This is a genomic window from Aeromonas sp. 61P (genome assembly GCF_051919545.1).
GTDB lineage: Bacteria > Pseudomonadota > Gammaproteobacteria > Enterobacterales > Aeromonadaceae > Aeromonas > Aeromonas veronii.
Window position 1 is genome coordinate 2,870,892 of record NZ_JBQBEL010000001.1, and the last position, 21,454, is coordinate 2,892,345.

General features: G+C 59.9%; 7 protein-coding genes and 1 pseudogene. 4 read left to right on the forward strand and 4 right to left on the reverse strand.

Annotated elements, in window-relative coordinates; all coding sequences use genetic code 11:
• Window positions 1-323: 323 nt before the first annotated feature.
• Window positions 324-6,470, forward strand: a complete 6,147-nt coding sequence (locus ACTG2O_RS13580) for a retention module-containing protein (RefSeq protein ID WP_439976038.1) — start codon at window positions 324-326, stop codon at window positions 6,468-6,470.
• Complete coding sequence (locus tag ACTG2O_RS13585; protein ID WP_439976040.1) at window positions 6,382-13,173, forward strand: T1SS-143 repeat domain-containing protein; 6,792 nt, start codon at window positions 6,382-6,384, stop codon at window positions 13,171-13,173. Before ACTG2O_RS13580 ends, ACTG2O_RS13585 begins: the two co-directional genes overlap by 89 nt.
• A gap of 97 nt (window positions 13,174-13,270) precedes the next feature.
• Here the strand turns inward: ACTG2O_RS13585 and glpC are convergent, their stop codons facing one another.
• The 4 genes from glpC to ACTG2O_RS13605 form a co-directional block, all read right to left on the reverse strand.
• Window positions 13,271-14,473, reverse strand: coding sequence for an anaerobic glycerol-3-phosphate dehydrogenase subunit GlpC (gene glpC, locus ACTG2O_RS13590; RefSeq protein WP_439976041.1), 1,203 nt, complete (start codon window positions 14,471-14,473; stop codon window positions 13,271-13,273).
• A 51-nt stretch (window positions 14,474-14,524) separates the two neighbouring features.
• Window positions 14,525-15,790, reverse strand: a complete 1,266-nt coding sequence (gene glpB / locus ACTG2O_RS13595) for a glycerol-3-phosphate dehydrogenase subunit GlpB (protein ID WP_439976043.1) — start codon at window positions 15,788-15,790, stop codon at window positions 14,525-14,527.
• On the reverse strand, window positions 15,780-17,453 hold the full coding sequence (glpA, locus tag ACTG2O_RS13600; protein ID WP_439976045.1) for an anaerobic glycerol-3-phosphate dehydrogenase subunit A: 1,674 nt from the start codon (window positions 17,451-17,453) through the stop codon (window positions 15,780-15,782). Before glpA ends, glpB begins: the two co-directional genes overlap by 11 nt.
• A gap of 242 nt (window positions 17,454-17,695) precedes the next feature.
• Window positions 17,696-18,151 (reverse strand): YchJ family protein, encoded by a 456-nt coding sequence (locus tag ACTG2O_RS13605; protein ID WP_158111132.1) that lies wholly within the window; start codon window positions 18,149-18,151, stop codon window positions 17,696-17,698.
• 123 nt (window positions 18,152-18,274) lie between these two features.
• Here ACTG2O_RS13605 and ACTG2O_RS13610 point away from each other — a divergent pair, with 123 nt between their 5' ends.
• Together ACTG2O_RS13610 and ACTG2O_RS13615 are read left to right on the forward strand one after the other, a co-directional pair.
• Window positions 18,275-19,942: a methyl-accepting chemotaxis protein gene (locus tag ACTG2O_RS13610; RefSeq protein WP_139406894.1), complete on the forward strand. Its 1,668-nt coding sequence runs from the start codon at window positions 18,275-18,277 to the stop codon at window positions 19,940-19,942.
• 132 nt (window positions 19,943-20,074) lie between these two features.
• A pseudogene (locus tag ACTG2O_RS13615) lies at window positions 20,075-21,285 on the forward strand (ROK family protein).
• Window positions 21,286-21,454 lie beyond the last annotated feature (169 nt).

Here is a 21,454-nt window from a genome sequence, read left to right on the forward strand (position 1 = left end):
TTTTCGGTGTTGCGGTGTGAGCTTTTGACCTTCGGATTATGATCCATTTGTTGAAACTGCAGTGGATTTATCGTCAAACGACAGAAATGGTCACATGGAGTCTGATAGACCTGTTAATAAAGGTGATGCGATTGGGGTCATCCAAATCTCATTTCATTTAAAAAGGCCTGTTCGATGCACAATCTTGTAAGTTATGGCCATTTTATGGCAATAATTGTCGAAAATAGCGAAAAGACCCACTTAGTCTGGTGCGGTATGATTATTGAACAGACAAGTACCCTGTAGGTACTGATGTTGGTGGTTAAGGTTTTGCTGGAGGTTGTATGGCAGAGTTGCAAATTGAAAAGTCCACGGTGATCACCCAACTCGAGGGCTCCGTGTTTGTCATCAGTGCAGATGGATCTGTCATACGAGCAAAGGTGGGGATGGCATTGCAGCCGGGGGATCGCCTGCAAGCTGCCCAAGATGGCCACTTTCAACTAGCCGAGCCGGGCAGTGAGCCTGCTGGTGAGCAAGATATGGCCGCCCAACCTGAGCCCGCCACACCTGCTGCTGATGGGCAACCGGCCGATCCGGAACTGGCCTCGTTGCAGGAGGCGATCCGTCAGGGTATTGACCCGACAGAGCAGTTTCAAGCGGCGGCCGCCGGTAACGCAGCCGCTGCGGGCAATATCGGTGGTGTAGCAGGTTCCAGCTCGGGTGGATTTGTGGTGGTCGATCGTACCAATGACGCCACCCTGGCCGAGGCCGGTTTTGATACCGACCATGCGGTGCAACCTGTTGGCGATGAGCAGCTGTTTTCCGAAGAGCGTGATTTCTTTGCCGCCATCACCATCACCGAGCCCCAAACCAGCGACAACATTATCAACGCCGATGAAGCGGCAGGCGTTATCATTCGTGGTGTGGTGGATGATGTGGAGGTAGGCCAGCCAGTCACCGTCACCCTTATCGATCAGGCGGGAAATTCACTGACGGTGACGACCGTGGTGCTGCCCGGCCTGGTGTGGGAAGCCAATTTTGGCGATGTGACCGGCAAGCTGGTGGATGGCCCGTTGCAGATTGTGGCCAACACCCAGGATCAGGCGGGCAACAACGCTAGCGATACCGGACAGACCCTGCTAGATACCATCACCACCATTACCCTCGATCTCGCCGATGAGAGCGACACTGGCGTCAGCCAGACCGATGATCTGACCCGCGACAATACCCCGCTGCTGCAAGGGAAGGGGGAGCCCGGCGCCACCGTGACCCTGAGCCTTGGCGGTAGCGTGCTCACCGTCCTGACGGTGGATGCCGCCGGTAACTGGCAATATCAGCTGCCGCAAACCCTGGCCGATGGCCAGTACCAGTTTCAGGTCAATTCCGTGGATATTGCCGGCAACCGTGCCAGCGATACACTCGTTATCAATGTCGATACCCAGGCCTTTATCGATATCGATGATCTCGATTCCGCAGCCCTGTTTGGCAACAGCAGCGCCACCTTGAGCGGTTCCACCAGCAATGTGGAGGCGGGTCAGAGTGTCACCATCACACTTGTTGACAGCAATGGCCAGCCGCTGTTGACCACCTCGGCACAGGTGGGGGCCGATGGCCGCTGGCAGGTATCAGGTCTTGATCTCTCCGGTATCAATCAATCCTTTGAAGTGCGTGCCAGTGTCACCGATCTGGCGAGCAACAGCGCCAGCGATGGGGCGCCGCTGATCGGTCAGAGCGAAACCCTGACGCTCTCCGAAGTCGGATTGGCCGGTGGCCCGATCTCCGCGACCGGTAGCCTCAATACCGGTGCCGGTCAGGATGGCAATCTGCAAGCCCAGTTCGCCGCTGATCAGAGTGCCTTGGAAGGGCTGGGGCTCGTCAGCCATGGCGCGCCTCTTGGCTACATCATCAACGGTCAGACCCTGACCGCCAGTGCTGGTGGGGCGACTGTCTTCACCCTGACCCTCAACAATGACGGAAGTTACCGCATCGTCTGGAGTCAGAGCCTGGATCACGGTCAGGACGCGTTGCGCCTGCCGTTCAACCTCGAATACCGCGACAGCGACGGTGATCTGGTGAAAGCGCCGCTGGTGATCAATCTGGTGGACAGCACTCCACCGAGCTTCGAGATCCCGGCCATCACCCTGACCGAGGATGCCTTTACCAATGGCGCCGCCGTAGTCGGGGAGAGCAGCTTTGTGGTCAAGCACACCGCCGATCCCCTGCTGGTGGATTCGCTGGTGTTCAGCAATCAGAGTGGCACCTTGGCTACCCTCAACGGCTCGGGTCTTGCCAGCGATGGTCATCCGCTGACGTTTGAATTTGCCGATGATCGCACCCTGCTGGGTTACTACCTAGATGGCAGTGGCAAACAAGTGGAGGTACTGCGTGCCGAGCTGAAGGCGGAGCAGCAGGGCAGCGATCTGGCTGGGCGGGTGGTGGTCACCCTCACCGGCCCGCTCGATCATCAGGGGAGCGACACGCTTTCCCTCGGTTTGCAGGTGAGTGCCAACGAGATCGATGGCGACAGCACCAGTGCCAACCTGACGTTGACTGTCAATGATGGCAGTGATCCCGCATTGGGCATTGACAAGGGGGTCGCCCTGCAAGAGGGGGGCAACCAGAGCATCGATGGTCAGCTGCCGGTGACGGTGGGGAGCGATCGTCTGGTCTCCCTCAACTTTGAGGCGAGCCAACCGGCGCTGGCTGGGCTCACCAGCCAGGGCAAGGCGACGAGTTACGAGGTTAAGGACAACCAGCTGCTCGTCAAGGATTGGCAGGGCAAGGCAATCCTCACCGTTACCATTGGTCTGGATGGCAAATACAATGTCTCCCTGACCGGGGTGTTTGACGAGCCGGAAGCGACCAATAGCCTCAACCTTGGCCTGAAGGTACAGGGCTCAGATTTTGACGGCGACAAGAGCAACCTCGGCACCCTCAATATCACCATTACCGATGGCGCCTTGCCGCAGGTTAATCCTGTCTCCCTCACGCTCACCGAAGATAGCAACTGGCAGCAGGGCCAGACCCTTGACGGCGATCTGACTATCACGGCGGGCAGTGATCCGCTGGCCAGCATCACTTTCGATGCCAATCAGTTGGGGCTGCAAGGGTTCACCTCGGGCAAGCAGGCCGTGACGATCGCGGTGGCCGATCATCGTATCGAGGGACGTACCCCAGATGGCAAGCTGGTGTTTGAGCTGACCCTCGGTAACGATGGCAAATACAGTTTCACCCTCCATCAACCGCTGGATCAGGGCAGTGCCGACAGCCTGCTCAAGGCGGGCTTTACCCTGCTCGACAGCGATGGTGACAAGGTCTTCTCCACCATTACTGTGGCGGTGGATGATGGTGCCAATCCGACCATCTCCGCCGTGACCGGCACCACCATCACCGAGATGGCGCAAGGGGAGACGGCTGCCGTCAGCACCATGAGTTTCTCGGTCGCGCACGGCAGCGATGCCCTTGACCCCAACTCTCTTGGTTTTGATATCGCCGCTATCCAGAGCACCCTGACCGGGCTCACCAGCCACGGCAACCCGGTTACTTTCACCGTCGATCCCGCAACCGGCCAGCTGTTCGGAGCCGCCGGTGGCCAGGTGGTGCTGCGCGCCGAGCTGAGCCTGGTCGATAACAACGGTAACTGGAGCGTCACCGCCAAGGTCACTCTGAGCGGCGAGCTGGATCACAAGGGGAGTGAATCCCTCAACCTGCCCCTTGCCGTCACCCTGGCCGACAAGGATGGCGATCGCATTGGTACCATGCTGCCGCTCACCATCGTGGATGGCAAGGCACCGAGCTTTATTCCGGGTGCTGGTGTGACCCTGGATGAGGGGAACCTCACTGGCAGCAACAGCCTGAGCCAAACCGGCCACTTCGATGTGCAAGCCGGGTCGGATCGGGTGGTCGAGGTGGCCTTTGCCGATGGCCGCCAGCAACCGGCGCTCACAGCCCTCGGCCAGCCCGTCAAATACGAGCTGGTTGATGGGGACCCCGCCATCCCCGGTAGCCAGCTGATCAAGGGTTATGTGATGGTGGATGGCCAACGGGTCGAGGTGTTCGAGGTCAAGCTGGTTGGCAGCCTCGATCAGGCGGGCAAGAACGGGTTTGACTATCAGGTCACCCTTTATCAGGGGCTTCATCAGGGCGGCAACGCCGTGACCGAGCTGCCCATCAAGGTGATCGTCAACGACTACGACAAGGCGGGCGGCAACAACGACAGCACCAGCGGCACCCTCAATATCCAGATTGGGGAAGGGGAGAAACCAACCCTGACCCTGACCGATGTAACCCTCAATGAAGGGCGCTTCGATGGCGCCAATTCTGCCACTGATGACCAGCAGGCGAGCGGCAAGATCACCATCAAGGCTGACTCGGATCCGGTGACCGATGTACGACTGACCCTCTCCGGTCAGGTCATGGATGCCAGCGGCAAGCCCATCACCCATAACGGCGAAACCCTGACCTGGAAAGCGGTTGGCACCGATGGTCACACCTTCCAGGCGGTGACCAGTGGTGGTCTGGTAGTGATGACGGTCTCCATCCCCACTGTGCCCGCCACCATCGCCGCTCACACCAGCGCAGAGATCGGTTATCAGGTGACGGTGCATACCAACCTGGATCACGGTGCAGACAACAAGCTGGAGCTGAATCTGCCGGCCGAAGTCACCGACAGCGACGGCAGCAAAAATCAGGGAACCGCTACCATCACGGTAAGTGATAGCGCAGACCCTGTGCTCGGTCTCGATAGAGGCGTCGCCCTGCAAGAAGGTGGCAACCAGACCATCGATGGTCAGCTGCCGGTGACGGTGGGCAGCGATCGTCTGGTCTCCCTCAACTTTGAGGCGAGCCAACCGGCGCTGGCGGGGCTCACCAGCCAGGGCAAGGCGACGAGTTACGAGGTTCAAGATAACCGGCTGATCGTCAAGGATTGGCAGGGCAAGGCAATCCTCACCGTTACCATCGGACTGGATGGCAAATACAACGTCTCCCTGACCGGGGTGTTTGACGAACCGGAAGCGACCAACAGCCTCAATCTTGGCCTGAAGGTACAGGGTTCAGATTTTGACGGCGACAAGAGCAATCTCGGTACCCTCAATATCACCATTACCGATGGAGCCTTGCCGCAGGTTAATCCAGTCTCCCTCACGCTCACCGAAGATAGCAACTGGCAGCAAGGCCAGACCCTTGACGGTGATCTGACTATCACGGCGGGCAGCGATCCGCTGGCCAGCATCACTTTCGATGCCAATCAGCCGGGGCTGCAAGGGTTCACCTCGGGCAAGCAGGCCGTGACCATCGCGGTGGCCGATCATCGTATCGAGGGGCGCACCGCCGATGGCAAGCTGGTGTTTGAGCTGACCCTCGGCAACGATGGCAAATACAGTTTCACCCTCCATCAACCGCTGGATCAGGGCAGTGCCGACAGTCTGCTCAAGGCGGGCTTTACCCTGCTCGACAGCGATGGTGACAAGGTCTCCTCCACCATTACCGTGGCGGTGGGGGATGGCGCCAACCCGACCATCTCCGCCGTGACCGGCACCACCATCACCGAGATGGCGCAAGGGGAGACGGCTGCCGTCAGCACCATGAGTTTCTCGGTCGCGCACGGCAGCGATGCCCTCGACCCTAACTCTCTTGGTTTTGATATCGCCGCTATCCAGAGCACCCTGACCGGACTCACCAGCCACGGCAACCCGGTTACTTTCACCGTCGATCCCGCAACCGGCCAGCTGGTCGGGACCGCCGGTGGGCAGGTGGTGCTGCGCGCCGAGCTGAGCCTGGTCGATAACAACGGTAACTGGAGCGTCACCGCCAAGGTTACCCTGAGCGGCGAGCTGGATCACAAGGGGAGTGAATCCCTCAACCTGCCGCTTGCCGTCACCCTGGCCGATAAGGATGGCGATCGCATCGGTACCACGCTGCCGCTCACCATTGCGGACGGCAAGGCGCCGAGTTTTATCCCGGGCACTGGTGTAACCCTGGATGAGGGAAACCTCACCGGCGGCAACAGCTTGAGTCAAACCGGTCACTTCGATGTGCAAGCCGGGTCGGATCGGGTGGTCGAGGTGGCCTTTGCCGATGGCAGCCAGCAACCGGCGCTCACAGCACTTGGCCAGCCCGTCAAATACGAGCTGGTTGATGGGGACCCCGCCATCCCCGGTAGCCAGCTGCTCAAGGGTTATGTGATGGTGGATGGCCAGCGGGTCGAGGTGTTTGAGGTCAAGCTGATTGGCAGCCTCGATCAGGCGGGCAAAAACGGGTTTGACTATCAGGTCACCCTCTATCAGGGGCTTCATCAGGGCGGCAACGCCGTGACCGAGTTGCCCATCAAGGTGATCGTCAACGACTACGACAAGGCGGGCGGTAACAACGACAGCACCAGCGGCACCCTCAATATCCAGATTGGGGAAGGGGAGAAACGGACCAACCCTCACCCTGACTGGCGTCACCTTAAGCGAAGGGCGTTTCGATGGCGCCAATTCTGCCACTGATGACCAGCAGACGAGCGGCAAGATCACCATCAAGGCTGACTCGGATCCGGTGACTGATGTGCGACTGACCCTCTCCGGTCAGGTCATGGATGCCAGCGGCAAGCCCATCACCCATAACGGCGAAACCCTGACCTGGAAAGCGGTTGGCACCGATGGTCACACCTTCCTGGCGGTGACCAGTGGCGGTCTGGTAGTGATGACGGTATCTATCCCCACTGTCCCTGCCACCATCGCCGCTCATACCAGCGCAGAGATAGGTTATCAGGTGACGGTGCATACCAACCTGGATCACGGTGCAGACAACAAGCTGGAGCTGACCCTTCCGGTCGAAGTCACCGACAGCGATGGCAGCAAAAATCAGGGAACCGCCACTGTCACGGTGACTGATGGCATCAACCCGATCATATCCGCCATTGAACCGGTTCGGGTCGAGGAGTCGGATCTCGATGCAGTGAACGGTCAGCATCCGGGGACCACACCGGCAGAGAATGGAGAAACCGATAGTGGCAAGGTGACCATCACCGCCGGTTCGGATCGGGTTGCCTCCCTTGAGCTGGATGTGGCTGCATTCAATCAGGCCAATCACCTCACGTCGGGTGGCAAAGCGGTTACGCTGGCTGCACACAGCACCGGCTGGTATCTGGCTACTGCCGAGGGGGGCAAGCCCGTTTTCTGGGTCCACCTCGATGTTAACGGCAGTTACAGCGTCCATCTGGTAGGCCAGCTTGATCACGGTGCACAGGGCAAGGATGAGTTGACCATCGAAGTGCCGCTGTTTGTCACCGATCATGATGGCGATCGCAGTCCGAACGTCAGCGTGACCGTGACGGTGCAGGATGACATGCCTATCGGCACTGTGCTGGCACATACCCTGAGCGAGGGGAGCAGTACAGTGACCGGCGATCTGCTGCCTACTGCCAATGAAGGTGCGGATGGTGCCCGCGTCGAGTCGATCAGCATCAATGGCCAGACGTACGCCATCAATGGCTCTTTGATACAAGATGTGATGAGCCCCGATGGCAAGCAGGTGATGGGAACCCTGACCATCTCTGCCGATGGCTCCTACTCCTTCAAGCCTGCGGCCGGTTTCAATCACGACGCAAGTCAGCTCAGTCAGGTGGTGACTGCTCATCTGGTCGATGGCGATGGCGATCGTGCAGACAGCACCCTGACTCTCAATCTGCAGGATGAAGCGGTGTGCTTTACCGTTAGCGCAGCCATTGGTAACGAAGATCAGGGTGCGCAAGACCCGAGGCTGGGTATCCCTATCAACATGCAGCTCGATATTGGCGATTTCGATCGCGGTGAGCATGTGGATCAGTTGCTTATCCAGGCGCCTGCCAATGCCCATGGCACCTTCTATTACAACGGCGTTGCCCTCACCACCACGGCTGATGGCAAGTGGTTTATCGTGCCGCCAGCGGCCATGGTGACCAGTGATAATGTTCACTACACCACTCAGGGGGTGACCTTTGTGCCTTCAAGCAACTGGTCGAGCTGGAGCAATGGCGGTCAGCCGCTGCACTTCCAGGTGCAACTGCAGGTCGGTGTCACCGAAGGGGCGGCACCTGCGGCTGTAACGGGCGATCTGGCTGTGACAGTGCGCGGCGTGGCCGACAAGCCGATGTGGGACACAGCCAACACCACTCGCCACTATGACACCAATGAAGACAGCACAGGTATCAAGCTGGACGTCAAGGCGAGCCTGACTGATACAGACAGATCCGAGACGTTGACCTATCAGATCAAGCTGGAAGCGGGCAAGGGAACCCTGATGCTCAACGGAGTCGAGCTCAAGCCAAATAGCAGTGGCATCTACACCGTTTCGGCCGGCAACATCAACAAGGTGACTGTGGTTCCGGGCAAGGATTTCAGTGGTGACATCAAGCTGTCGGTGACGCCGATCAGCACGGAGAAGAACCCGATCGCTCAGGGTCAGGGTACGGCGCAGGGAGACAAAATTGATCTGGTGATCAACGTCAATCCGGTGGCGGATGACGCCAAGCTCACCGTGCGTGACATTCAGGGCAAGGAAGACACCCTGCTCGATCTGGGCAGTAAGATTGCCCTTGCTCATCTGGGTGACAAACTCGATGGCTCCGAGCAGATGTTTGTCCGCATCAGTGGCCTGCCTGACGGTGCAACCTTGTTGCTGGGTGGTTCCGCCGTTGCACAGAACATAGCCGGTTACTATGAGGTTCCTTTTGATCGGATTGGCGAACTCAAGCTGCAACCGCCGAAAAACAGCAACGTCGATTTCGATCTGACCATCAAGGGGGTGGTGAAAGACACGGCGACCTTGACCGATGCGAACGGCCAGACCCATACCGTGGTGAACGAGAAGGAGACCGGCTCCCAGAACCTTCATGTGGATCTGGTGGGGGTGGTGGATCAGCCTCACTTCGAGCTTGGCAATACCGGCTGGGAGGCCGAGGGGACAGGCTATGCCATCACTGTGGGCGAGGATGGGCGGGCACCGCTCAACTTTACCCTCACCTCGGGCGAGTGGGTCGATACCCCGCATGACACTTCCGAGAGCCTCAACGTGGTGCTGCAAGGGCTGCCGGAAGGGGCTCGGGTCTTTGATGCCAATGGCAAGGAGCTGACCCTTACCTTTGCCGGACTCGACGCCCATGGCAAGCCGACCTATCAGGTCGATGTATCCGATTTTGGCAACCTGCTTATTCAGCCGCCCCATAACAGCACGGCGGATTTGAACCTGATCGCCAAAGTGGTGGTGACCGAGAACGATGGCGATCACAAGAGCTTCGAGGTGCCGCTGCATATCAAGGTGGAACCGGAGATTGACGCCACCGACTACAGCAAGACCAGCCATGGCCTGGAAGATCAGTTCACCGTGCTGGACTGGTATCCGACCCTTACTGACGGCGCCGAGAAAGTCACGGCGCTGAGTCTCTCCGGGGTGGAGGATGGCTACCAGATCTGGCTGCGAGTCGGCGGTGTCGAGAGCCAGCTGACCGTGGTCAGTGGCAAGGTCACCCTGACTGCTGCCCAGCTCGACAGCCTGCTCAACGGGGGACAACTGCTGGTGAAGGCGTCGGAGGATAGCGATCGGGATACCACTATCCAGAGCCATGTTACCGTGACCCAGCATGATGTGGATTCGGGCGCGGTGGCCGAGAAGGTGATCGATGGCAATCTGCATGTCGATATCCAGGCCGTGGTGGAGCCCGATGGCGTGCTGACCCAGAGCGGTGGAGCTCTCCTGGGGCAGAGTGGGGCTGATATAGACCTGAGTGGACGCTTCGTCTTTACCGACCTCGATCCCTCGAGCGTGGAGGAGATCGACTATCTGGTGATCAACCTGCCGGTGTTGAATGGTGGTGCAGGCGATCAGTTCGTGGTGGTTGGCGGTATCAACAACGGTAACGGCAGCTGGATCGTGCCGGCGGGCAACCTCGGCAGCTTCAAGCTGCATGCGCCGGACGGGTTTGTCGGCAAGGTCGAACCGATCCGCATCGATGCCATGGTGATCGACCGGGGCGATGATGGCGATGCCAGTGCCCATGTCAAAGTGAGCCTGCAAACCAGTGCCGAATTTGAAAACAAGCCAGTGACGCCCAAGACGCCGGCGGCGACTGTCGATATCGACGACAACGCCGTGCTGGTGGGCAAGGAGGATATCCGGGTTGATTTTGGTCAGCAGCTCAAAGGCGTGATCCATATCGGCGCCGCCGACCAGGCGAGCGACGAGGTGACCATTGTCCTCAAGGGATTGCCAGCGGGCGTCACCATCAGCGGGGCCGAGTACAACATCTCGACCGGTGAATACGTCATCAAGGTGCCACCGTCACTGGCGGGCCTGGAAGGATTGACCCTCGGCTTGCCGCAAGACTTTGCCGGCTCGCTGAATATCGAGGTGAAGGTGGTGAATACCGATACCGCCAGTGGCGACATCAAGGTCGACAGCAGCACGGTACGGGTCGATGTGGCCCCCGTGGTCGATGTGAATAGTGGCCGTGGCGAGCATCCGGAACTGACTCTGACCGTGCAGGACACCAACCATGACGGACAGCCGGACAATCTGGAAGATAGCGAGATCCACCTCGATCTCTCGGTGAAACTGGCCGATATCAGCCCCTCCATCGCGGGTGGCGGCCTCGAAACCGTGGAGCGGGTCACCATCACTGTGGATGCCAAATATGGTTACTTCCTCGATGGCAGCGGCCAGCCGGTTAACACTCTGGTGGTCAACGACGTGGCAGCGCTCAAGGATTTGGTGTTTGTGCCCAAAGAGCACTTCAGCGGTCAGGTACCGCTCGACATCAAGGTCGATATCGTCGATACCGCGCTGGTCGGTGGCCAGCAGGTGACCGACAGCGGCAGTTGGATCGGGCAGGTCGGCTTTGAGGTGAGACCGGTCAACGATCCGGCCCAGCTCTCGGTGCACAGCGTCACGGGGAGCGAGGATGGCACGGTCAACCTTGCCGGATTTGGCGCAACCCTTATCGACAATGATGGCTCGGAGCAGATCGTCGCGCTGCAGATCAAGGGGGTACCGGATGGCTTCACCCTGTCGGCTCCGGCGGTCAACAATGGTGGCGGCGTCTGGCAGGTACCCGTGGGGACCGATTTCTCCAAGCTGACCCTGATCCCGCCAGCTGATTTCAGCGGCACCGTGGAGCTGTCACTCAGCGCCTTTACCCTGGACAAGGGGCTCACCATCCCGCTCGAAACCAGTGGCAGCTTTACCGTCACCGTCAATCCGGTGGGGGATGCCCTTATCGCCGACATTCAGGGTCAGGCGAGCGGTACCGAAGGGGATGTGATTACTCTGGATCTGGGGCTGGAGACCCGGGATACCCAGCCAACCGGCGGCAGTGCGGGTAATGTGCATGAGAACAAGCCCGAGCAGGTGCGGGTCACCATAGAAGGGGTGCCTGATGGTGCCGAGATCCGCTTGCCAAATGGCGTGGCGGGGACGGTTGTTGATCTGGGTGGCGGTCGCTGGCAGGTCACTACCGAGGGCGGCAAGCTGGGCGCTGTCGAGCTGGTGACCAATGATGCCAACGGTGCACTGGATCTCAAGATCACCGCCCAGAGCCTCGACAACAGCGCCCTTGGCCCCGAGGTCAATGGCACCATCCATGTGGAGGTTAGTCCGGTCAACGATGCGCCAATCAACGTAATGCCAACGACCCCTCAGGTCGCGCAGGAAGATCAGCCTTTTGTCATCCACGGTTTGCAGGTGAAAGATGTGGATGCAGGCAACAGCCCCATCAAGATCACCCTCTCGGTGGAGCATGGTACCCTGACGCTGCCTGCTGGCAGCGGTGTGACGGTGGTCGGCAACGGCACCGGTTCGCAGGTACTGACCGGCACGCTGGCCGATCTTAATGCCTTGCTCTCTGGTGGGGTGACCTATCAGGGCAACAGTGATTTCTACGGCAATGACGCCCTGACCATGGTCACCAACGATCAGGGGAACACTGGTAGTGGCGGGGCACTTAGCGATACCGATGTGCTGCCCATCGAGGTGCAGCCGGTCAACGATGCACCGGTCAATCAGCTGCCTGGCAGCATGACGGTGAAGGAAGATGGCTCCCTGTCGCTCTCCGGTGTCAGCGTGAAGGATGTGGATGCAGGCAGTGCGCCTGTCTCCATGGTGCTGCGGGTCGAACATGGTGTACTGACCTTGCTGGGTGCAACCGGTGCCGTGATGGTGCAGGGGGCGGGTACCAGCGAGATCACCCTGGTGGGGTCGCTGGCTGATCTCAATCAGTTGCTGGCAAGCAACCTGCACTATGAACCGGCCAAAGATTTCTGGGGAGAGGATACCCTTACCGTCACTACCTCCGATCAGGGCAACAGCGGTGCGGGCGGTTCTCTGAGCGACACCGATCAGGTGACCATCACGGTCACTCCCGAGCCGGATATGCCGGGTCTGACGGTGGATCAGCATGCGTTCCATGCCTTGCAAGGGGCCGTTATCCCCCTTGGCATCAATGCCAGCGTGGTCAATCCGGCCGCCGGCGAGCTCTCCATCCGCATCAGCGGCCTGAATGGGGCGCAAGTGCATGACGAGCATGGCCAGAGCGTTGGTCATGCCGATGGCAATGGCGACTGGCTGATCCCGGCCGATCACTCGGTTCCGCTCTACTTCAGCGGTTTTGGCGACGGTGACCATGTGCTGGGGATCAGTGCCGAGTCGAGTGTCGGCGGTTCAACCGTCAGCACGCCCCTTGAGACCATCACGGTGCACGGCCAGAGTGGTCATGAGTTGGTCGGTTCCGATCAGGGGGATTGGCTGTTTGGCTCCGCTGGTGATGACCGTCTGCTGGGGGGTCATGGCAATGACATCCTCACTGGCGGTGCTGGCAGTGATCTCTTCGTCTGGCAGCACGGGGACGAGGGGAGTCAGGGGCAGCCCGCCATCGATACCATCACCGACTTCCATCCGGAACAGGGGGACAAGATCGATCTGGCTGATATGCTGCAAGGGGTAACTGGCAATGGTGTCGATGATCTGCTCAAGCATCTCTCCGCCTCGGTGACCACAGGGAGCAATGGCCTGAGCGATGTGAATCTCTCGGTTTCCCCCGCGGGTGATGGCCAGATAACTCAGCAGATCACCCTGAAGGATGTGGATCTGACCAGCTGGAATCTCACCAGCACCTCGTCCCACGATATCCTGCAGAGCATGCTGGAAGATCAACATAGCCTGATCATCCAGCACCCCTGATAGCGAGCGTGAAGCGTAAAAAGAAGAGCCGGCAATTGCCGGCTCTTTGTTTATCTCTGCGTGGATTGTTGTTATGTGGCCGCAAGGGCCGGAGTAGTCAGGCCAACGCCTGTGCCAACAGGTTGATCGGATGTTCACAGCGGAAGCTGGTGCTCATCTCGATCTGCCATTTGCAGGTTTCGCAGTCGGTGATCACCAGATCGGGGGAGAGGCGGTTGATTTGATCAAACAGCCCCTCGCCGATGGTCTGGCTGGTCTGGTAGTTTTCGGACTTGAAGCCGTAGGTGCCGGCGATGCCGCAGCACTGGGACTCCAGCACCGTCACCTTGACCCCGGGAATGGCGCGCAGCAATTCGAGGGTGTAGATGACGCCCCCCATTTTTTCCATGTGGCAGGGGGTGTGGTAGGCGATGTGCAGATTGAGCGGCTTCATCGCCGGTTTGTTGCCCTTGTAGAACTCGTTCCACAGGAAGCGGGTCACCAGCGAGATGCGATCCCGCACCTTGTGGTTGTCCTGCTCCAGCAGGTGGGGATATTCATCGCGCAGGGTAAAGCCGCAGGTGGAGGAGGTGGCCAAGAGCGGCATCTCGTTGCCCAGCAGGGAGTTCTCCATCTGCTTGATGTTGAAGGCCGCCTGTTGCTTGGCCTTGTCCATGAAGCCGTTGGCAATCAGCGGCACGCCGCAGCACTTCTCCCGCTCCAGCAACTGCACACCGATGTTCATGGCGTTGAACACCTGTACCAGCTCCTTGCCAAGCTGCGGGTGGTTGTAGTTGACATAGCAGCCGTGGAAATAGGCTATTTGGCGCTCATAACGGGCCTGCGCTTCTTTTTGCTTCTTGTACCAGCCGCGGAATGTGCCCTGGGAGTATTTGGGCAGATCGCGGTGGGATGAGACCCCCAGCGCCTTGTCCAGCACCAGTTTCATCGGCTTGAGGCCGGTGGTGAAGTTGACCACCGGCGCCATCAGGGTAGACATGCTGCCCATCAGATCGGTGTGGGAGAGCACGAACTCGCGGATCCCCGGTTTGAAACCGCTGTACTGATGCTTGGCCTTGGCAATGATGTCGCCGATGCGCACCCCGCTCGGGCAGGCTACTTCGCAGCGTTTGCAGTTGGTGCAGTGCTTGAGGGCGCTATCGAACAGCTCGGGGCTCTTGATGCGAAGCCGCTCCCCATCCGGACCCGCCTGTTTCGGGCCGGGGTAAGCAGGGTTGGCCTTGGCCACCGGACAGTAGGCGGTACAGACGGTGCATTTGATGCACTGATCGAAAGTTTGGTTGGCGTGATCCAGTAGCATGTCAGTTCTCCTCCCGTAGGGTGTGAAGGCACGGGATATGGGACAAAATCATCATTGAGCTGAACTCAAAATGTGACCGGCGGCCTGCCAGCCGGTGGCAACGGCAACACCGGAGCCGGAACCTTCACGAATTGGGTCGTAATGGGCCAAGACACTGCCCGCGCCATAGAGGTTGGTGAGCGGCTTGCCGCCACGCAGCACTCTGAGTTTGTTGTCGGTCTTGACCCCGAAGCCCATGAAAGGGTGATGGTCAAACAGGCGACGACCGGCCCAGGCATCGCGCTCCTCCAGACTCAACACATCGGCATCGAAGATGGGCTCGCGAATGCCGCGCAGACGGGATTCCAGCCCACGGCTGAAGAAGCTGCCGGAGGCGAGCACGAAGTTGTCCGCCTCGAACAGCTGATCATCGCCATTCTGGGTATGTACGCCGACCACTCGGTCACCTTCGTAACGGGCGCCCAGCACCCGCTCGCTGGTGAGGAAGGTGCCACCAAGGGCCATAAAGCGGCGCTTGAGCGCCTCCTGCATTCTCATTCCGATCAGAGACGGCGGCATGGTGGCCACCTCCTTGATGGTGCAGCCGGTGCGCTGCTCCAGCTCCGCCAGACGCGGGCCAACCAGCCCCAGAGACAGGCAGGCGGGCAGCACGATATGGCGGCAACCGGGTACACCGCTCTCCTGCACCATGCGGCTGATCTCGCGGGCCAGATCGGCCACCAGATGATGCTTGTCACACAGGCGCGCGATATCGGCTGAGCGAAACTCGTGGGGGTTGCGGCTGAATTCCGCCAGTTGGGGCAGACGGATTTCGCCGGTCAGAATACGGCAGTGGGAAAAGCGCGAATGGGTCGCCAGATTGGCGGCCGCCAGTGCCGGATGAAAGTCACGAAAGCCCTCGAGGGTGGCCAGCAGCAGCACGTCCGGGATCGGCGCATCGGTGACGCAGGCACAGGTATCGGGGGAGAGCCAGGTGCGCTTGAGGGTACCGATGGGAGTCAGGCGTTGGTGATTGGTGTCGTGGCGAACCAGCGGCAACCCCTGCTCGGCGCAGTGGCGCTGCAGATCGGCCAGGCTCGCTTCGATATTTTGCATTCCCACCTTGCTGTAGGGGTGATCCGGATGGGCAGCCATAAAGGCGGGCAGGGCGGCGCGGGGATCTCCCTCGCTTTCGAGCAGATCGACCGAGCCGGAGGAGAAGTGCAGGGCACTCTGGCCGGAGGCCATCAGCAGGGTCTTGTGTCCTGCCTCCACCAGCCGCAGGGCAGCCGAGAGTCCAGCCATGCCACCGCCGATAACGATATTGTCAAACTTCATGACGGCTCTCCTTGTGAGTGGTCTCGCCGGTTGGGTCGCGTGGGGTATCGGCGACCAGCTGTGGCGCCGTCCATTCCCCCAGGCCAAACAGCCCTTCGTAGATCCAGTAGGTGAACTCGGCCTCGCGCAGGGCATCGCCCCAGAGGACGGGGCGGGTTCCCTTGTAACGCTCCTCCAGGAACTGGCGCAGCATGATGCAGGCCTGACGGCCGTCCGCCTTGCCATACTCCTGCATCAGACCGGCGGCGCGGTAGGCGCACAGCTCGCCCTGACAGGGCCCCATCCCCAGACGGGTGCGGCGGCGCAGATCGATGAGGTTGTCCACATCCAGCTCGCGCAGGGCGTATTCGATTTCACCTGCGGTGACCATTTCGCACTCGCAGATCAGGGCGTTGGCCTTGGGATTGTCACGGAAGAAGGCGATGACCCGCTCGCCGTGGCGGTATTGGGCGGAGCCTTCGACCGGCACCGAGAGACCGGGAGCGGAGACCTTTTCCGGATCCCGCGAGCCGGGCAGGCTCAGTTCGGCGGTCTGGCAGGGTTTGCTGTTGCCGAGTTTCTTGGCCAGCAGATCGGTGGCCCACTCAGCCATCAGGCGGTAGGTCATCAGCTTGCCGCCGGTGATGGTGTTGAAGCCCTTGAGACCATCCCGCTCGGCGTGATCGAGCAGCACGATACCGCGGCTGATGTTGCGGCCGGTGTCGTCACCGTCCACCGCTACCAGCGGACGTACCCCGGCATAGGCGCGCAGCAGGCGGGTGCGCGCCATGATGGGAGCAAGCTTGATACCTTCGCGCAGCAACACTTCGACCTCTTCGGGTTCGACGGTGAGCTGGTCAATCTTGTTGTAATCGATGCGACTGGAGGTGGTGCCGATGAGGGAGATGGTATCGCCCGGCACCAGAATGTCCGCATCCGCCGGTTTGCGGGCGCGGTTGAGCACCAGCTGGTTGATGCGGTAATCCATGATGAGCAGGGAGCCCTTGGCCGGGAACATGCGGATGCCGAGATCGGCGTATTCGCAAATTTGCTGGCCCCAGATGCCGGCGGCGTTGATCACCTCCTGACACTCCACCTCGAACGTTTCGCCGGTGCGGGTATTGATCGCCTTGACCCCGTGCACCCGATCCTGCGTGCGGAGCAGCCCCAGCACCTTGCAGTGGGTAAAGATGCGCGCGCCGTGCTCTTTGGCGTCCAGCACGTTGGCGGCGGCGAGGCGGAACGGGTCGACCGTACCGTCCGGTACATGGATGGCGCCGATCATCGCCGGGTTGGCGTTGGGCTCCATGCGCAGGGCTTCACCGGGATCGAGCTGGCGGGTTTCGATACCGGCCAGGGCGCAGGCATCCATAAGGGTGGTTTGGAAATTGATGTCATCTTCCGGCAGGGTGAGGAAGAGGCCGCCCGTGTCTTCGACACAGTGGCTGGCGATCCGCTTGAGGATGCGGTTTTCCTGGATGCATTCGCGGGCGGACTCCTGATCCGTCACCGCGTAGCGGGCACCGGAGTGAAGCAGGCCGTGGTTGCGGCCGGTGGTGCCGGCGGCGATATCATCGCGCTCGAGCAGGATGCAGTCGATGCCGCGCAGTGCGCAATCGCGCATGATGCCGGCCCCTGTGGCACCGCCGCCTATGATGACGACTTGTGTAGTTATTCTTTTCATTGTTGCCCGTCTCATCTCTTCCAGATGAGGCCAGTGTGGCCTACTTCTGAGTGGAAATGTTTGATATGGGCCAAATTTGCGTTCGCAAACGCTCATTTGCTCGCGCGTTAATGAGCATTCTGTGACATTTGTCACGCTTGTTATCGCATCGGTTGATGGGCGGGTGGCGAATGGCAGGCACAAAAAAGGGGCATCGGATGCCCCTTGTCACTGTTTGACGAGTCTGGTGGGTGTGTTATGGGTCAGCCGCAGCACTTCTTGTGCTTTTTGCCGCTGCCACAGGGGCAGGGATCGTTGCGTCCCGCCTTGAGGGGCGCCGGATCCTGCTCTCCCTCGGTGTAGACCCAGCGGCCCTGATAACGCACGAAGCGGGAGCGCTCATGGAGGCAGTGGCGCTCATCTCCTTCCAGAAACCAGGCTTTGAACTCCACCATCCCGGTTTCATCCTTCGGGCCGCCCTGGCTGGCGATGATCTCGAGACCATCCCAGCGGGTGTCGATGCGTGAAAGCTCTTCGGCGGTGAGACCGCCAAGGTGAGCCGGGTGCCAGCTATGGACCAGATACTCTCCCAGACCGAGCACAAAAGCGCTGTAGCGAGAGCGCATCAGCTGCTCCGGGGTGTCAGCCACTGCGCCACTGTGACGTGAGCCACAGCACAATTCGAGAGAAAGGGTTGAGCCGCAAGGACAAAGATTCATGATTTTCACGTTCTGGCCGATTTGTTTAAGGGAATTGTAACGAAAGCTGGGCTCGCCCTGCCAGCACCTATACTGATGAGTAAGCAAGGAATTCCAATAAAAACAGCTGCAAGGATGTGAAAGATGACGCTAAAGCAGAAAATCCTGTTACTGGGTGCAGTCCCCGTACTGTTGATGGCCCTGGTGGTTAATCTCAGTAACTACATGGTCTCCAAGAGCGATCTGGAGTCTGATCTGGTGGTGGCGAGGGAAAATGCCATCAAGGAGCGTAAAGCGCTGCTCAGCAGTTACATCATGATGGCCAAAACCGCCGTCGATGCCGTGTATTCCCTGCCGGATTCACCGGAAAATCGTCAAAAGGTCAAAGAGTTGCTCAGGCCGCTGCGTTACAGCAGTGACGGCTACTTCTTTGTCTATGACTTCGAGGGCAACACCATACTGCTGCCGGTGCGTACCGAGCTGGAGGGGAAAAACCGCTGGAACGACAAGGATGCTAAGGGCAAATTGCTGATCCAGGAGATCCTTAAATCAGCCCGTCAGGGGGATGGTTTTACCGAATACTGGACGGCCAAGCCCTCCATCGGTCGCGATGCTCCCAAACTGGCCTTTACTCTGGTGCTGGACAAATACCAGTGGGCCATTGGCACCGGTTTTTATATCGATGATATCGACAACGAGCTGGCAGCCCTGCGGGCAGAGCGCGAGAGCAACATGCATGCCTCGTTGCAGAGCAGTGTGCTGGTGATCCTGTTGATCCTCGGAATCACCCTGGCGGCGACCGTTATTGTGGGCAACCGGGTCACCAAGCCGTTGGCGGATGCGGTGCTGGCATTGAACGATATTGCCAACGGTGACGGGGATCTGACTCAGCGCCTCAAGGTGCAGAGTCAGGACGAGATTGGCCAGCTGGCCAGCGCCTTCAACCGCTTTGTCGAGCGGATCCAGTCGGTGGTGAGTCAGGTGGGCGAGACCAGCAATCACCTCTTCAGCGCGGTCGACAAGTTGCACCATCTGAGCGAGCACTATGACCATCAGATGCAGGGCCACAGCCGCGAGACCGATCAGGTGGTCACCGCGGTGACCGAGATGAGCTCCACTGCGCAGGAGGTGGCGGCCAGTGCCTCCAATGCCGCGACAGCAACCAGCGATGCGGCTCGTGAATCGGACGCCGCCCGGGGGGTGGTGAGCGGGGCTATCAACAGTATCAACCGGCTGGTGGGGGAGGTGCATACTGCCTCCGGCGTTATCGAACAATTGGCGCAAGAGACCGCCAAGATTGGCTCGGTGGTGGAGGTCATTCGCGGCATTGCCGAGCAGACCAACCTGCTGGCGCTGAACGCTGCCATCGAGGCGGCCCGCGCCGGTGAGCAGGGGCGGGGCTTTGCGGTGGTGGCGGACGAAGTGCGTTCGCTGGCCGGTCGTACTCAGCAGAGCACCAAGGAGATCAACGAGATGCTGCAACGTCTGCAGGGCGGGGTGAAGCAGGCGGTGGAGGTGATGCAGGCGAGCGAGGATCGCAGCCAGGAGACGGTGCAGGAGGCGAGCCATATCGCCAGCTCCCTCGACAGCATGGTGATGGCGGTCAGTACTATCAACGACATGAACATCCAGATCGCCACCGCCGCCGAGGAGCAGCACGCGGTCTCCGAGGAGATCAACAAGAACCTGGTGGCCATTCAGCAGATTGTCAGCGAGCTGACCAGCGCGGCGGTGGAATCCAACAGCACCACCCGTGATCTGGCCAGTACCGGTGACAAATTGCGCAAACTGGTATCGCAATTCCGTTATTGATCTTGCAATGGTCCGTGACGGCAACCACAAGATGCGGCCTGACCCCCGGTTCAGGCCGCACTTTATTTGGGGATTGACCAATAATGTGTGAAAATTGCCAGCCTCTTTTTTTCAGCCTTTGCCCCATACCCTATGAATGAGATCGTGAAAGGTAGTATCGATTTGATCCGGCAGCTCAACTACGGCCTGGTCTATGCCAGCCTGGAAGAGCACAAGGAGCTGTCGCGCACCGATCTCTCCCGCCTGACCGGCCTCTCGCCTGCCAGTATCACCAAGATCACCAGGGAACTGCTCGATGGGGGTCTGGTGGTCACCTGTGGTGAAAGTTCGGTGGGGCGCGGTCGTCGTCAGACTTTGCTGCGCATCAATGAACGCCGCTTCCAGTTTCTCTCCATGCGTCTTGGCCGTGGCTACGTGGATATGGCGCTGTTTGACTTCTCCGGCCGTTCGCTGGCCCGCCAGCGCCACCTCTTTACCGAGGAGGAGCGCGCCGATCTGCTGGGCAGTCTGGTGCATGCCATCAAGGTGTTTTTGCCGAGAAAGTCCCTCAGTCTGGCCTGCATCGCCCTCTGTCTGCCGGGTCAGGTAGAGCGCCACTCCGGCATGGTCAAACACTTCCCCTTCTACGATCTGCGCAACTGGCCCCTTGGCCCGACTCTGCAACAGGCGTTTTCGGTACCTGTGCTGGTGAGCGGTGACGTGCGCACCTGGATCCAGGCTGAGCGGGAGTGGGGGGCCGCCAAAAATTGTGCCGATGCGGTGCTGGTGTTTGTCCACAACGACATCGGGGTCGGCATGGTGGTCAATGGTCAGCTCATCGAGAGCGAGAATGCGCTGCTCGGGGATCTCAGCCACCTGCAGCTCGAGCCCTATGGCCAGCGCTGCTACTGCGGCGGCTTTGGTTGTGCCTGCACCCTGGTGACCAATCAGGCGCTGGAGGCGCAATACCGGGATCTGCGCGAACGGATGCAGGAGCACGACTTGCCCGAGAGCGTCACCATCCGCGAGCTGTGTGAGCTGGCGCTGGCGGGCAACGGCCTTTGTCAGGATATTCTCCATCAGGCGGCGGGCCGCCTCTCCAAGGTACTTTCCAACCTCATCTGCCTGCTCAATCCGGGCAAGCTGCTGCTGGGGGGGAAATCACCCGTGCCGATCGGCTGCTGTTCCCCATGTTGCACCAGTCGCTGGCCAGCCAGTTGCCCGCCGAATATCTGGTGCGGCTGCAGATTGAATCCACCCACTTCTACGAAGACCCCACCAAGCCCACCTCGGTGCAGGTGCACAAGGCGCTGCGCGATGGCAGCCTGTTGCTGGAGCTGCTGCGCAGCTGTCAGGAGTCGTAAGGCAAGAGGGGTTGGCACTGCGTTTGGCGAAAGGGGCAGGGATTGCTGTTCCGCCAGCGCGTAACTCGGTACAATCTTGCGCTTTTCCGGCAGCCCCCCTGTTATCGCGCCCCGTAGCGCCATGACATGTTGGCACCGCTGCCGTTCCTGTTTTGACTCCAGTTGTGAA

Bases quoted from the DNA above. Each gene is read 5' to 3' on its own strand.
- glpA (WP_439976045.1), bottom strand. From the start codon at position 17,453: ATGAAAAGAATAACTACACAAGTCGTCATCATAGGCGGCGGTGCCACA.
- glpB (WP_439976043.1), bottom strand. From the start codon at position 15,790: ATGAAGTTTGACAATATCGTTATCGGCGGTGGCATGGCTGGACTCTCG.
- ACTG2O_RS13605 (WP_158111132.1), bottom strand. From the start codon at position 18,151: ATGAATCTTTGTCCTTGCGGCTCAACCCTTTCTCTCGAATTGTGCTGT.
- ACTG2O_RS13580 (WP_439976038.1), top strand. From the start codon at position 324: ATGGCAGAGTTGCAAATTGAAAAGTCCACGGTGATCACCCAACTCGAG.
- glpC (WP_439976041.1), bottom strand. From the start codon at position 14,473: ATGCTACTGGATCACGCCAACCAAACTTTCGATCAGTGCATCAAATGC.
- ACTG2O_RS13610 (WP_139406894.1), top strand. From the start codon at position 18,275: ATGACGCTAAAGCAGAAAATCCTGTTACTGGGTGCAGTCCCCGTACTG.